The organism is Herbaspirillum sp. alder98 (genome assembly GCF_020179755.1).
GTDB lineage: Bacteria > Pseudomonadota > Gammaproteobacteria > Burkholderiales > Burkholderiaceae_D > Herbaspirillum.
Map to the genome: position 1 here is coordinate 364280 of NZ_JAIUCY010000002.1, position 14830 is coordinate 379109.

Consider the following 14830-nt stretch of genomic DNA (forward strand, 5'->3'; position numbering starts at 1 on the left):
ACGTTCTCCCTTTTCATCTCCATCGGAACGGTATGAACATTTCCATGGCTCACTCCCTGACCTGCGTCGGCAATTTGTAGCCAGTTAGGCAGTGAGTCGGTTGTCGATCATATTCGATTCCAGCCAGGCTCGACGGGCCATAGCTGGAGGTTGGTACTGATGTGCGCTATGCGGCCTGCGCTCGTTGTAGAACTGACGCCATCTTTCAATCAGCACTTTGGCCTCTGCCCGGCTGCGGAACCACTCCCGGTTAAGCAGTTCGTCACGCAGCTTGCCATTGAAGCTTTCCACGAATCCGTTCTGCCATGGACTGCCTGGCGCAATGAAGGCCGGACCAACTGAGGCATCCCGCAGCCATCGCATGACCTTGGCCGCTGTGAATTCGGCTCCGTTGTCCGACCGAACGTAGGCCGGCTTTCCATGTAACCGCATCAATCGCGATAGCGTCAGGATGACATCCTGGGAGCGCAAACTGGCGGCAACTTCGATGGCCAGGCATTCCCGGGTGTATTCATCGATCACGCACAGCATCTTCAACGAGCGCCCGTCTACCATCTGCTCATGAACAAAGTCGTAGCTCCAGACCGAATTAGGCTTGGTTGCTCCAGGTAGCCGAATATCATTGCCGCATCGACGCCTCCGAGGCCGCTTTCGTGGAATGCCCAGTTTGAGCGCACTCCAGAGCCGTCGCACTCGGGACTCGCCCAAGGCCAGCCAGGCAGGCATACGCCGATAGCCGAATCGAGGGACCTCTTGCGATGCCGCGATGAGCTGCTGCGTCAGGCTCCGATCCTTTTCAGGTTGTAGCAACTGATAACCCGCTACCCGCCGGCTTAGTTCAAGATAACGACATGCCTTGCGTTGCGACAGCCCCCGACGAGTAAGGACTTCCAGCGCTTCGCGCCGGCCCGCGGAGGTCATCATTTTTTCGGCTTAACTCCTTCAAGCCATCAATCACCAGCAGCTGTTCCGCCACCATGCGTTTGAGCTTGTCGTTCTCGGATTCAAGCTCTCTGAGCCGCCGGGCATCCGAGACATCCTTACCGCCCTTTCATGTCGCAAGAATGACAGCGGTGAGAATGTAACGAAGCTTGGTAACGACGATCTGATACAGAAATTTTTAGGTTAGACTTTGCAAGTGTAAAGGGGAACTAACTAAAATTTACTATGAAGAAATCGAATAGGGTGCGGGGGCAACAGCGTCGCGGCAAGCGCGTTGAATTTTCAAACAGCGGCGCGCCTATTGTCTGGCACCGCAGCATGGGGTCTGCGGCGTTGGTCGCATCGATCGGTGCAATGGCCATAGCGGGGCCGGCGTCCGCCGATCAAGGTGTCGTGCAGGTGCAGCGTGGCGCCAACGGGCGCGATGGCGAGTCCGCGTTCTTCTGGTCCAATGCGACCGCGGGTCAGGATGCGGCGGCCTCTATGTGGGTACAAACGTCACCGATTAGCGGCGTCGCGCCAGCCCTTGAAATCGGGTCTGTCGGCGGTGCGGGCGGTTCTGCCTACTCCAAGGGCGTCATTCATAATGTGCCTGGCAAGCCCGGTGGCAGCGGTGGTCTTGTATCGCTCGACATCTTCGGCGGTGCGGACATTTTTGGAACGCTAGGTATCTTTACACAAGCCAAACCACTGATCAGTGTCTATTCATTCGGTGGCACAGGCGGGCTTGGCTATACCTCGTGGACCGACGCAGACGGGGGGATCGCGCGCGGCGGCGACGGTGGGCAGGTAAACCTGAACATCGGATCGATTATCATTGCCGGCAGTGACGCCGGAACGCGCACCGTTGCGCTGCCCGCTATCAAGGCGTTGTCGCAGGGCGGGGCGGCCGGCATCGGTCAGAACGGCAGCCGGTCTCAGGACGGGACATATGCATCCCGTACCGATACGGATCGCGGCGGCTCTGGCGGCATGGTGACGGTCGGCCTCGACCAGTATGCAAGCGTCAGTGTCACTGGAGACCTCGCGCCCGCGGTGTACGCAGGCTCGCTGGGTGGCAACGGCGGCAATGCCAGCAACAGCGGCGGCTATCCGTCCAACGGCGGCGGCGGCGGCAGCGTCAACTTCATCAATCAGGGCACCATCACCACCGACGGCAACAATTCTGCTGCGGTCATCCTGCAAAGTGCAGGCGGCGCCGGCGGCACCGGTGCGGCCGGCGCGTTCACGTCCGGCACTCCGGGCGGCACGGGCGGTGCCGGTGGTGTCGTCACCGGGAACAATGCAGGCATGATCGCCACGCAAGGCGACTACAGCTTCGGCATCATGGCGCAATCCGTGGGCGGTGTCGGCGGCAATGGCGGCGGGGCTGCATTCACTTCCGGCGGTAACGGCGGCGGAGCGGGCCTGGGCGGTGTGGTCTCGGTGACCAACGAAGGCGCTATTTCGACCACCGGCATCGGGGCAACCGCCATCATGGCCCAAAGTATCGGCGGCGGTAGCGCACTGGACGCTTTCTATGCCACGACGCCGGTCATCAGCAGCGGCGGCGGCGGCAGCGGCGGCGGTAGCGGTATCCTGCCGTTTGCCAGCGGCGGCACAGGCGGCCTCGGTGGCGTGGGCGGTAACGTGGCCATCGATCATCTCGGCAGCATCAGCACTGCGGGCGATGCAGCCTACGGCGTGTTGGCACAAAGCATCGGCGGCGGTGGCGGTACCGGTGGTAAAGGATCCAGCTCCCTGGCGTTTCTGGCGGTGGCCCTGGGCGGCACCGGCGGCGGTGGCGGCGACGGTGGCCAGGTCTCCTTCGACAGCGTTGCAGGAAGCAGCATCCAGACCTTGGGCCAGGGCGCTACCGGGGTATTGGCGCAGTCCATCGGCGGCGGCGGCGGCACCGGCGGCTATGCCACCTCGAAATCGGTCAGCCCCGGCCTGTCGGTTTCTTCTGCCACCGGCGGTTCTGGCGGCAAAGGCGGAGCGGGCGGGTTGGTCAGCATCACCAATAACTCCACGATACAGACCGCCGGCGAAACTGCCTTCGGCCTGCAGGCTTCCAGCATTGGCGGCGGCGGTGGTACGGGCGGTGGCGCCAATGCGTTCGCCGTGGCCTTTCCTGTCATCACGCCCTCAGGGCAGACGCTGCCCTCCTTCACGGTGACCAATGCCGTCGGCGGTTCCGGTGGCGATGGCGGTGCGGGCGCGCTGGCGATGGTCAACAACAATGCCGGGATCGAAACCTTCGGCGTGGGGGCAACCGGCATCCTCGCGCAGAGTATCGGCGGTGGCGGCGGCAACGCAGGAAACGCATACGCCTACGGCCTGGCCGTTGCAGCGCCCGGCTCTTCCGCATTCAACGTGACGAACTCGATCGGCGGCAGCGGCGGTGGCGGCGGAACCAGCGTAGGTGCTCGCGTCGTCAACAGCGCCAGCGTCCTCACCAGCGGCGACGGTGCTTTCGGCATCCAGGTGCAGAGCATCGGCGGCGGTGGTGGCAATTCCGGATCGGCTTCTGCGTCGGCAGACGCGCTGAGCTTGTATCGGACGGTGACGTTCGGACAAACCATCGGGGGCACCAACAACGTCGGCGGCGGCTCGGGTGGCCTCGCAACGGTCGACAACGATGGCCTGGTGCAAACACGCGGCACCGGTGCAACAGGCATTCTGTTGCAAAGTATCGGCGGCGGTGGCGGCAACGGCGGCGCGGTCAATGCGGCGTCAGCGTCCGGTCTTTCCTTCGACAAGACGCTCGATAGCCTGGTCAAGCAACTCCCGCTGGCCGATTCGATTTCCATCGTCAACGCCATCGGCGGTAACGGCGGAAACGGTGGCAATGGCGGCATCGTGAATGCGACCCTGACGTCGAACAGCGTCATCCGCACCCTCGGCGCGCAGTCTGACGGCATCCTTGCACAAAGCATCGGCGGTGGTGGCGGCACAGGCGGTGGCGGCTCGGCTGCGGCCAGCGGCAAGCTCTCGTTCAATCTGTCATTCGGAGGCAAGGGCGGTGCAGGCGGCAGCGGTGGGACGGTCGCGGTCAACAACGCCGGCAACATCCAGACCTATGGCGACGCTTCGCACGGTGTCTTTGCGCAATCGATCGGCGGTGGCGGTGGTAACGGCGGCAATCTGGCAGCGGCCGAGGCCGCGCCGGATACCGTCGGCGAACTTTTCGCTGCATTGAAAAAGGCGGTTGGTGTAGAGGCCTACCAGAATTGGGCAAAGGATCAAAACAACGCCGACAAGAAAGCCGAGCTCGACGCGCTGATCAAGGACATCCAGGATTCGAGCACTTACAAGGATCTGTCCGCCGCCTTCAAGAACTCCGACATGTACAAGGAGATGCAGGCGGCCGGGAAGAGCGTTAGCACTTATCTGAAGGCACAGGCCGATGGTTCGGTGAAGCGGCCTGATCTGTCCCTGACACTGTCCTTGGGCGGCAACGGCGGTACCGGCAACGCAGGCGGCCTGATCAACCTGACCAATTCGGGCGGCATCCTGACCACCGGCGACGTGTCCTACGGCATGCTGGGCCAATCAATCGGCGGCGGCGGCGGCCAGGGCGGCGTAGCCTATGCGTCGGGCACCAACAAGACCAACCTGAGCGGCACGCTGGGCGGCACTGGCGGCTTGGGCAACGTCGGCGGCAACGTCAATCTGACCAACCAAGGCGGAATCCAGACCTGGGGTAGCTCCTCGTATGGCTTGTATGCCGAATCGGTGGGCGGCGGCGGCGGTATCGGCGTGGGTGCACTCAGCAGCGGCAACAAGAATCTGGTACTCAATTTCACGATGGGGGGCAGCGGCGGCACTGGCGCCAACGGCGGTGCCATCACGGTGACAAACACCGGTACCATCGACACCCATGGCGACGAAGCTCACGGCATCGTTGCGCAAAGTGTAGGCGGCGGTGGCGGCGCCTTCATGATGAGCACCGTGGGCAAAGCCTCTTCAACTGCACCCACAGCCACGGATGACAACGTCGCCTCGGCCGCTTCCATCAGCGAATTGCTGAAGGCTGTCGGTATCGAGCAGGTCCCGGCGGTTTCACCCGAGGCGAATGGCAAGGAGCCATCTTCCAAGTCAGGCAGCGTTACCCTGGGCGGCGCCGGCGGTGCTTCCGGAGCGGGTGGTGCAGTCAACGTGACGCACAGTGGTGTCGTCACGACTTCCGGTCTGGCGGCGTTTGGCATCTTCGCGCAGTCGATCGGCGGCGGGGGCGGCATCTCCAACGCGGCTGGCAGTCCGGGCGGCGTCAAATATGCCGCCTCGTACGGAGGCAAAGGCGGCTCCTCCGGCAACGGCGGTGCCATCAACGTCAACTTTGCCGATGGCGCCTACATCGGCACCACCGGCGATTATTCCACCGCGGTGTACGCGCAATCCGTTGGCGGCGGAGGCGGCTACGGCGGCGCTTCGGTTCTGCAAGGCTATACGCTGCCGATATTCAGCGGCACCGGTGGCACCAGCGGCACAGGTGGCAACATCTCTATCAGTACCAGCAGCGGCAGCACGATCATCCGGACTGGCGGCGCCCAGGCACATGGAGTGTTCGCCCAGTCGCTGGGCGGCGGTGGCGGCACCGTCAGCCAGGCGCTGAAGACTGACCAGACGGCGCGCGCTGCACTGAAGCAGTCGGCTGATGTGCTGACCGCCATTGTCAGTCAGGTGGGCGGTACGGGGACGATTCTGAACAATATCGACAAGGTGCCGGAGAGTCTGCAGGGTGTTGTTCGCCTGTTCGGCAATGACACGGATACGGTCAACAACGTCCTGACGGCGCTCACCACCGCGTTGAACCAGCGTAGCGCTTCTCTGGGAACAGGTGGCGATATTTCGATGAACCTGAATGGTGATATCAGGACCAGCGGTGCAGGTTCTTACGGCTTGTTCGCGCAGAGTGGCTTCCAGCAAAGCGACGGCTCGCTGGACCCGACACGTCCGGGCGGGAAAATCACGATCTCGTATTCGGGCGTGCTGCAGGGCGGAAGCGGCGCTGGCGCGGCCATCGTCGTCGACGGCGGCAGTAATGAAAACACGATCACCATCAACAAAGGCGCTTACGTCAGCGCGCTATCCGGCCATGCCGTCATCTCCACGTTTGGCCGGGAACTGCTGAGCAACTTTGGCACCTTGGTCGGCGATATCGACCTCGCCAGCGGCGGCACGCAAGAGGGGAACAACGTTCGCAACGAAGCAGGCGGCACCTACGTCTCCGGCGGCAGCGGGATCGTCAACCTTGGCGATGGTCCGGGCCGGTTCTACAACGTCGGCACTTTCGATGTGGGCGGCGTGGGTACTATCGCAACGGCGACGATCAAGGGCGGCGAGTACACTCACCTGGGTGGCACATTGCGCGTAGACGTCAATAGCATCGCCGCCGCAGGCAAGCAGAACGCCGACCTGTTCAAGGCTTCGTACCTCCGTGTAGATGGTGTGGCGATCAAACCGCACGCCGTTCAGGGCCTGCTGCCAGGCACCAGCTTCACGGTGGTATCTGCAGATACATTGGACGTGCGAACGCCAGCAGTCTCAGGCGCCAGCAGTGCCAGCCCGATTTCGTGGGCTGTCACGCGCAACGCCAACGGCCTGATGATTGCGCCTGCCGGCGCAGATTTTGCAGGTAAGGCGCAAGGCAACGCCACCGATACCGAACGTTCGCTGCTAAGCAGCCTGCAGCGTGCCTGGGATGCAGGCGTTAACATTGCGGGCATTTTCGCCGGCATGGCGAACGTCGACTCTGCTCAGAGCTATGAAAATGCACTCAACAGCCTGGCCGTCTCTGAAGACCTCGGCCAGTCGGCCGCGCGCCAGACGCTGGCCGGTCGCAAATCCCTGAACGCCGCGCTGAGCTGCCCCGTGTTTGATGGCGATACGACCATGCTGCGTGAAACGCAGTGCACCTGGGCGCGTATCACGGGCTCACGCCTCACGCAAAGCGACACTTCAGTGGCCGATGGCTCCAAACAGGAAGGCTTAAGCTACCGGGTGGGCGGACAGTGGGAAATCCGCCCGGATTGGTTCTTTGGCGCCACCGCCGCCTATAACACTTCGACCATGCACACTAACGATGGCCTGGTGGCAGTGCGCGGGCAGGGCGGCGACGTATCGTTCTCGCTGAAGCATCAGGCCGGACCATGGCTGCTGGCAGGCGCGGTGCACGCGGGATACGGCAACTACGATTCCGATGCCCTGTTCATAGTCGGTGACGAACAGTGGCGTGCCGAAAATCGCAACGATGTCTGGACGGCCGGCCTGAGAACCCGTGCCGCCTATGAAGTCGCAGGCAATGACTGGTATGTACGCCCTTATGTCGACCTGGATTTTCTGCGCAGCTACATGCCGGGTTACACCCTGAGCGGCGAAGGCGCGACGCTGAGGGCGGCCGCATTGAAGCAATGGACGGTCGTTCTTACGCCGACCATCGAAGCAGGCAGCCGGATTGCCGCTGGTCGTTTCGGCTGGCTGCGCCCGTACCTGTCGGTAGGTGCCTCGTTCCTGAAATCCGGCGGATCCAGTAACAAGGTGTCGCTCTCCGACAGCGGTGGCGGTGAGATCTCGTTCACATCGAAATCGGCGCTGCCGGATCGACTCATCAACCTCGGCGCCGGCGTGCAGCTCTATGCGAAGGACAAGTACGAAGTGCGTGCGGAATACCAGGCACGGAGAGGGCAGAGCATGACGGACCAAGAACTGAGCGTGCGGATGGCGATTGCCTTCTGATTGTGGAAGGCAAATGAAAATGCCGCCTCGAATTGAACTGCCCCCCGTGGCAGCGTGATACGAACGAGAACACCAATGGACTGCTTCGTCAATACGTCCCTAAAGGTACCAGTCTGGCGAGCTACTCGCAAAGCGATCTGAACAAGATCGCCTTACAACTGGATCAACGACCCAGAAAGACGTTGGGTTTCATGACGCCTGCAGATAAACTAAATGCCAGCATAGATGTTGCCGTCACCAGTTGAACTCATCGCCACCTTTTTAAGATATCGCGCTCCTCGGTTGCGCTTGATCTGTGCCTTCAGATGCCGAACTTAGACGTTTGGATTCATTCGCACAGCCCCGGCCCCGGCAGGTCAGACCCCGGTCGACGCTAGCCTGAGTACACGCACGGCCTTTTGATTGAGCTCCGTCATATCATCCGGCGCACAGATTCCAAGATTGTTACTGACCACCCCTGTACATTCGGTCGAATATCGCAGTTCTGGTGTCATCTTTGACCTGGCACCAGTGGTCCGCGATTCCGTGGTCGACCTGACGGTAGGCCAGCAGCTATCGAACTTCGTCACGACACAAACCGGCGTCAACAATTCGCCGACGCTGACTAAGCGCGAAGTCCGAACGTCGCTATCGGTCGCTGACGGCGATATCGTCATCATCGGCGGCCTGGCCGAGAACCGAGAAAGCTCGGGGCGCATTGGCTTCTCTTTCCTGCCTGAGTGGATGCGTTCTGATACCGGCCAGACCAGCAAAAGCGAGATTCTGCTTGTCCTCCAGGTGTCGCGGCTGTGACGGGCCTCGGTCCCTGCCAAACCTGGGACAGTGGCGCTCCAGGTACGGTCCTAACGTCGCATGTAGCGCTCGGGCAAAGCCCGATGGTTTCCGTAGCAGCCGGGTCGGTAGACCTGCGCGTAGCCGGAAAACAAGCATGCGTCGATGTGGAGGAGACTGTGAAGGATGCGTTACGGGGAGCGCGCTTGCTTGGTCGCGCCGCCCGCAGCTTGCGAGGACGGCGCGAGCGAAGCGAGCGCTAGACTTGTATTAAGCATACTTAACGTACAGCACCAGTTCCGCAGGGCCGAAGTAGAGGAAAGAACGAAGCAGGGAAGGGTAGTCCAGAAAAGAAAATGCCCCGACAGGAGTCGCAATCCGGTCGGGGCGTTCATCCAACTAGTTGAAATAGGTGAATGAATGTCTGAAAATTATACGGTCGATGACGACCTGTCAAATGTTTCGTTTGAATCTTGCAACGAGTTGCATCAAGAATTCTTTGGCTGGAATAATGACGGCCATAAAAATACCTGGAACGACCGTTATATGGCCCGTAGAACGGTTTATCCGGATGGACAGATGGAAGTAGTTGTCTGCCGGGAAAAACATTTCATAGGCCCGGCATACACAGGCAAACGCACGAAGCGTGGCGAGTCAGCGAATCGTGAGCGTAATGAGGAAGTCGCCGGTCGTGCTGCCAAAAAGAATGTGCGTGATCGCTGCAAGTCGATTGGCGCTGATCGGATGATTACACTGACCTACCGGGATAACATGACGGACCGTGAAGTCGCGCTCAAACACTGGGATAAATTCCGCCGTCGTGTCGGAAAACATAAGAAATTTCACTATGTTGCGGTCATTGAGGAACAGAAGCGGGGTGCGCTACATTTCCATGTCGCGGTCAATGGTCGCCAGTCCTATCACTTGTTGCGCTCGATCTGGTCCAGCATTGTGGGCGTAGATGAATTTGGTAATTCGATGTCGAATATCGATGTTCGCAATCCCACTAAGTTTGGCTTTGGCAAGAATGGCATCCACAAATTAGCAGAGTACATTGCCAAGTATTGCGGCAAGCAAATGGATGCTCGCGAACTAGATCAGAAACGTTATTTTTCTTCCAGGGGGATTCCGAAGCCGGACGTGCAGAGCTGGCCTATCGCCAGTGTCAATTCGCTGGGGGCCGTTCAAACAGCATTTGCGATAGCCAGCGCTGGATTGCTTGACGGAGCACATTTTTGGTATAGCAAGGCCCTTGACGTGATATGGATTGCTACGGCACCGTCGGCGGGAAGACAAGAATTATGCCCTTTTTGATGTGGTAAATTCTTGTAACCATATTATTCAATTTTTTCCTTCCAGATATGCTGAAAAAAATCTCAATAATTACAATTTCATTGTCTGGATTTGGGCTGTTAATTTCTCAGTCGTCTCAAGCGCAGATGCTCATGCAGGCTGATAGTTCTTCTTACCAGGCACAGATTTCTCGCGATGAAAGTGGCTTTAACGCGTGCGGTATTCGTGCGGTTTCAATAGTTGGCGATCCGAAGACTAATACCGTTTATGACTTTTCCTTGAATGTTCGGCTTCCCGGATTCGGGCTTGTGAAAGTCGGCAAGTCAACTATCAAAACTAGCGATATGCTTGCAAAGAATGGCAAGCAGAAAATTTCGTTGCCTGCGCCCATTCGTTTTTGGATATCTAAGTCAGACAGTGGGAAGGCAGCGACTCCGACTAAATACGTCCCTGCGGAAACTGCCGGATTTGTGCTCGGCGGCATGGATTTCGTCGAGTCGGCTGAGATCATTTATGCCATGGCGTACGGGGAGCAGGTGCAGTTCTCGGTTTCTTACAAAGGAGATAATTTGCAGTCGATTGTAGGGATCTCATCCCAGCTTTCCGATATAGACAAGAAATCACTGAATGCCTGTTTTAAAGGCTTGGCTGATCGCATTCAAGCTGAAGGCGTTGAAGAAAAGAAATAAAAAAGCCCCGATGATTAGGGGCTTTACTTTTTGAAGGCAGGGCGCTTGTTAGTGAAAAAGCTTGAACAGTATTCCAACCACGCCAGCCAGGGTGAAGCCCATCATCCATTTAAGCAGTTCGAATTGACCGCGAGCCTCAGCGAATCGCGTGTTCATTTCAGCGCGTAGCTCGCTAAGTTCAGTGTTCATCGCTTGGGCTAGGGCTGATGCGTGGGCTTCGGCTTGTTCGGTCGAAACGCCTGATGCTTCCAGTTGCTTCACATATGCGTGGGTGTCAAAAAACGTTGTTGCCATGTTGCGTCCTTGAGGAAAGTATAGCACCGGCTTAGCTGGTGGCGGTTTTTGTGTCTGAATGGATGGCAGGTGCCGGTACGGTGACCGGTTCTGGTGTTGTGACCGATCTGGCGGGCGGAAACTCGATAACATCGCCGGCGACGATGCCGAACTTTCGCTTTGGGACCTTGACGCCCATTTGCTGCATCCGGTCGTACCATTCCATATGTTGGAGCCGAAGAATCTCTGGCGCCCACCAAGGGACTTTGCGTTTGCCGGACATCCAGTCATGCACAGACCGTTCAGACCGTTTGAGGCGTTTAGCGATTTCTTTGACCGTACGTCCTTGCATCCAGTATTCAAACTCCTGGTGATATCCATAACGCGTATTGGGATAGCGCATTTTCTGTTCTCATTTTGCGGTAACAAGGATGAGTGTCGGGAGTCCTTAAATTGTTTCCCGACAGGAATTTTGTAATGCTGTTTGATTTGCTTGGATTTCGCATAATTTGTACTTAGGTCATCAGGCAAATTAGTTACTGCGCCACTCGCTGAATTTGACTCCAGCAAGCGTTTGCCATACGCAGTAACGCATCAAAAGATGGCGACAACTTGTCAGCAATTGCCGTCATATCTCTTTTGGTCAGCTTTCGACTCGCTTCGTGGTCCGCAAGCACTTTCAATACTCTTTCCGCAGTAAATCCCGACTCCTTGACCAAAATTATGGTCGTGTGAAAGTCTGGTGTTCGAGTCCCTTTCACGTAGTTATCTAGCGTCTTCTGCGGGATTCCCCATTCTTTTGCCAAGCTGTTGACGCTGCGACCTTTCACAGCCTTGGCTATTAAATCTTCGTAATTCATTTAAAACTCCAATCACTGAATTTGTACGTTTGAGCTAATATCGTCTTCGAGTTAGCTCATTCGTACTTAGTTCGTTTGAGCTATTTCATACGATATCACAAACACAAAAAAGTGCCGCGCTTGGGCGTTCGACTCCCTTCGCGGCGTCTCCTAAATCTCAGCTTAGAGGCTCGAAGAAAATGGCTAAATCAATTATTGAAATTCTGCACGTTGTTTCCCTCTCCGGCGTCGGCAAAAAGACCGGTAACGCCTATGACATGCGCTTTGCTCAGTGCATCGTCCACCACATCAACAAGGATTCCGGCCAAGTGGAACCGCTTGTCGGCGAGTTGCTTCTGCCGAAGCAATACAACGATATCCCTCGTGGCATGTATGAAGTGGACTTTCGCCTGTCGGTCGCTCAGGACAAGCGTATTCAGTCTGTCGTCGACAGCATCACGCCCTACAAGCAAAAGGGTGGTGCAAACGCATCTGGTACGGCAGCGGCCTGATCGCTATCTGTCGAAGTCGGGTGGGAATTGCTCTTGCTCACGTTTGCGCCTTATCCAAAGTAAGCACGTTGCAGCGACTGCTATGCCGACTAGGGCTAGCGCCAGATATAGATATTGCTCGAATACGTCGGCGTATCGATCAAACATGCCGTTTAGGACGTTCATAGGGGGATTCGTGGTTATTGATATTGACGATGCAACTATAAGGCATGCCGCCGCCGTAACGGTTTTTGGCCTGATCGTCTGCGCTTTTATCGGTTCGTTTCTTTCCAATTTTTTGATGTTTGTCCTGGACTGGATCGCTGAACGAAAAGTCCGCAGAGACCGGGAGCGGCAGCGCGTAAATCAGCACGGAGGCAGCAATGGCTAGGTATGTTCCCTGCTGCGAACAAGACACGCCGCCGCGTGTGTTGCCCTACGGCGCGATGACTTGTGATGACGGTCTCGCACAAGTCTGTTTATGGGAAGTTCCCACGGTTGATGTGCCAGATGCGTCTTCGGTCGCGGGAGTCTGGTCGGCCGCATTCTCGCTAGTGTTGGTGTGCTACGTCGTCGGCAAAGGCGTCGGCGTCCTGCTCGACATGATTAAGGAGGGATGAGATGGCTCTGCACCGTCTGACTGGATTGTTGGTCGCTGGCGTGGCCGCATTGTGGGTGATGGCGTTCGTGATGCTGTATCGCGCTTTCGCTTGAAAAGAATTGCCTATGTTGGGCAAACGTTGCCGGACGATTTCCGGTGTTTATAAGGGGTAGAACCATGCAAGTGAACAAGGCAAAGAAGCTGGCCGGAGCGGCTGTTACTGGCGTCGCATTGGCAGTCGGTGCTGCACCGGCTGCGAATGCGGCCACCACCGTCGATCTGACCGCCATCACTGGCGCCATCAGTTCGGCAGACATCGTTACCGGCGTGCTGGCCATCGGTGCAGTGATGGCCGTCGTGTACGTGACCGTCAAGGCAGCAAAAATGGTGATGTCGTTCCTCAAGTCGGCCTAAGCGTCACCAGTCGCAAGTAGGGACGATGTAGCGCTGCATCGTCCTTTTTTTTCGTCTGCGCATAGGGGATGTGCGATGGTCTATTCGAACCTTTGGTACTTGTTTGTTTTTGGCTGGGGCATCGTGTGTGCCTGGGCGACTGTCGCCGGCCTGGAGGGTGCACGATGATTCGCAATATCGTTCTTGCGCTAATCCTCGCTTTGTTCGCTCAGGCTGCATCGGCGCTCCAGGCTCCGGTATCGAAAATGCAGAATGCCGTTTCCGGTGCGGCACAGCAGAAAATGCAGTCGCGTGGCTTCACGCCTTCCGACCCGCGCTACAGCAGCACGCTGATGAATATGGGCGGCTCTATAGCTGGCCTTGCCGCTGGTGCTGCAGTGACAGCCATTGCTGGCGCAACGGCTCCTGCATGGGTAACGCTATTTGCCGCTGGCGTCGTTGGCATTGCCGTTGCTGCCGCAGTTCAGGATGGACTGAACTGGTATTTCAAGGATAGTGGTCAGGTCCAGGTTGGCGATAATCCCCAGTCCATTAACACGCCCGCAGGACTAGCGGCTCCTTCGGAAATGTGGTGTTACGGGACTTTATGCTCCCCCTCTAAAGACGCTACTTGCAGCTTTCGACCTGAAGGCTCCGGCACGTCCCAGGGAAGAACATATATCACCACACACGCTCCTGTAGGCACTGAGTGTCATGCGATTTGGACCTTTACCGACACTGGCTTTCAAGTTGACATTGGCGCTAGTGGCGCGCCATCGCTATATGGACGCAACACAAGAATCTGTCCAGGTATTGGTCTATCGGCGACCAACGGCACTTGCCCGGCTTCAAATTTTCCGGAACCAGCGGGCGCACCAGTTAAAACGCTTGCCGATGCTGTTTCTGCCTTGACTGAAGCGCAGAAGGCTATGCCGCTGAGCCCTCAGATTGTTGCAGACCTCGCAAACGAAGCCTGGAAGGATGCTGCGGCTGCGCCTGGGTATGACGGATTGCCCTATGACGCAACAAATCCAATTACGGCAACGGAGGTAGCGACGTGGCAATCGGCTAACCCCACATCCTGGCCCAGCGTAGGCGATTTCGTTGCGCCTCAGCCAGCCCCGTCGGGTGGCACTGCTGGCACGCCCTTCACAATGCCGACCTCGACCACGCCAGTCCAGGTGATGGACCCAACTGCGCCTAGCACCGGTACGAACCCGTCGACCGAACCGCTCTCAAACCTCGGCCCTGATCCTGGGATCGGCGCGCCTGGCCTGGAGCCTATTCCGACGGCGCAGCAAATCATCGCCCCTCTGACCAATGCCTTTCCCTCGGTGAAGTCGTTTGTCGTTCCCAATATCGATGCGCAATGCCCGACCTGGCAAGTGCCGGTCTTTGGCAAGGACATCGGCTTTACGAATCATTGTGCGCTCCTGGAGCAGACAAGGCCGACCTTGGTTGCCGTCATGGCAGCGATCTACGCGCTCATGGCGCTGTTTATTGTGCTTCGGGCATAGGAGGCTTAGCTCATGTTCGGAATCGTCTTGTCGGCCCTGAATGTCGTCCTGGCATTCGTAGTGCGTTCCATCATCGTGAAGTTTGTCGTGTTCTTCGGTCTCTTTTTCGTTACGACTGAATTCATGGCGGTTATCACGTCCATGCTGCCGAACGCGGATCAATTGGGGGCTGCCTTTGGAGGTATCCCGGCTGGCGTTTGGTACTTCCTGAATCTGTTCAATATCAAGGCTGGCGTGCCGTTGCTGCTCTCGGCCTATGTGACGCGTTTCACCATCCGGCGACTGCCGGTGATCGGCTGAT

The 14830-nt window shown here is 58.0% G+C and carries 12 protein-coding genes and 2 pseudogenes; 10 read left to right on the forward strand and 4 right to left on the reverse strand.

Annotated elements, in window-relative coordinates; genetic code table 11:
- Positions 1-84 precede the first annotated feature (84 nt).
- Positions 85-1048: pseudogene (locus LBW87_RS06370) on the reverse strand (IS3 family transposase); the annotation flags it as partial.
- Positions 1049-1167: 119 nt separating this feature from the next.
- Between LBW87_RS06370 and LBW87_RS06380 the strand changes: the two are divergent.
- The 5 genes and pseudogenes from LBW87_RS06380 to LBW87_RS06400 all read left to right on the forward strand — a co-directional run bounded on the left by LBW87_RS06380 (position 1168) and on the right by LBW87_RS06400 (position 10415).
- The gene (locus tag LBW87_RS06380) at positions 1168-7662 is read left to right on the forward strand and encodes an autotransporter outer membrane beta-barrel domain-containing protein (RefSeq protein WP_265112878.1); all 6495 of its coding nucleotides are present in this window, start codon (positions 1168-1170) and stop codon (positions 7660-7662) included.
- 44 nt (positions 7663-7706) lie between these two features.
- Positions 7707-7907: pseudogene (locus LBW87_RS06385) on the forward strand (transposase); the annotation flags it as partial.
- A 196-nt stretch (positions 7908-8103) separates the two neighbouring features.
- Positions 8104-8454 carry a hypothetical protein gene (locus tag LBW87_RS06390; protein WP_225200607.1) on the forward strand — a complete coding sequence of 117 codons (351 nt, stop codon included), beginning with the start codon at positions 8104-8106 and terminating at the stop codon, positions 8452-8454.
- Positions 8455-8853: 399 nt separating this feature from the next.
- The gene (locus LBW87_RS06395; RefSeq protein WP_225200608.1) at positions 8854-9747 is read left to right on the forward strand and encodes a hypothetical protein; all 894 of its coding nucleotides are present in this window, start codon (positions 8854-8856) and stop codon (positions 9745-9747) included.
- 131 nt (positions 9748-9878) lie between these two features.
- The gene (locus LBW87_RS06400; protein ID WP_225200609.1) at positions 9879-10415 is read left to right on the forward strand and encodes a hypothetical protein; all 537 of its coding nucleotides are present in this window, start codon (positions 9879-9881) and stop codon (positions 10413-10415) included.
- 48 nt (positions 10416-10463) lie between these two features.
- On the opposite strand, the gene LBW87_RS06405 is transcribed toward LBW87_RS06400, so the two are convergent.
- From LBW87_RS06405 to LBW87_RS06415, 3 genes are all read right to left on the reverse strand, one after another.
- Entirely contained in the window at positions 10464-10709 is a 246-nt protein-coding gene (locus LBW87_RS06405) for a coiled-coil domain-containing protein (protein WP_225200610.1), read from the reverse strand.
- A gap of 31 nt (positions 10710-10740) precedes the next feature.
- On the reverse strand, positions 10741-11091 hold the full coding sequence (locus LBW87_RS06410; RefSeq protein ID WP_225200611.1) for a hypothetical protein: 351 nt from the start codon (positions 11089-11091) through the stop codon (positions 10741-10743).
- Between the two features lie 133 nt (positions 11092-11224).
- Positions 11225-11548, reverse strand: coding sequence for a hypothetical protein (locus LBW87_RS06415; protein ID WP_225200612.1), 324 nt, complete (start codon positions 11546-11548; stop codon positions 11225-11227).
- Between the two features lie 179 nt (positions 11549-11727).
- Between LBW87_RS06415 and LBW87_RS06420 the strand changes: the two genes are divergently transcribed.
- From LBW87_RS06420 to LBW87_RS06440, 5 genes are all read left to right on the forward strand, one after another.
- Positions 11728-12039: a hypothetical protein gene (locus LBW87_RS06420; RefSeq protein WP_225200613.1), complete on the forward strand. Its 312-nt coding sequence runs from the start codon at positions 11728-11730 to the stop codon at positions 12037-12039.
- Positions 12040-12214: 175 nt separating this feature from the next.
- Entirely contained in the window at positions 12215-12409 is a 195-nt protein-coding gene (locus LBW87_RS06425) for a hypothetical protein (RefSeq protein WP_225200614.1), read from the forward strand.
- Between the two features lie 387 nt (positions 12410-12796).
- Positions 12797-13033: a major capsid protein gene (locus tag LBW87_RS06430; RefSeq protein WP_225200615.1), complete on the forward strand. Its 237-nt coding sequence runs from the start codon at positions 12797-12799 to the stop codon at positions 13031-13033.
- A 164-nt stretch (positions 13034-13197) separates the two neighbouring features.
- Positions 13198-14529: a hypothetical protein gene (locus tag LBW87_RS06435; RefSeq protein ID WP_225200616.1), complete on the forward strand. Its 1332-nt coding sequence runs from the start codon at positions 13198-13200 to the stop codon at positions 14527-14529.
- A 12-nt stretch (positions 14530-14541) separates the two neighbouring features.
- On the forward strand, positions 14542-14829 hold the full coding sequence (locus LBW87_RS06440) for a DUF2523 family protein (RefSeq protein WP_225200617.1): 288 nt from the start codon (positions 14542-14544) through the stop codon (positions 14827-14829).
- Position 14830 lies beyond the last annotated feature (1 nt).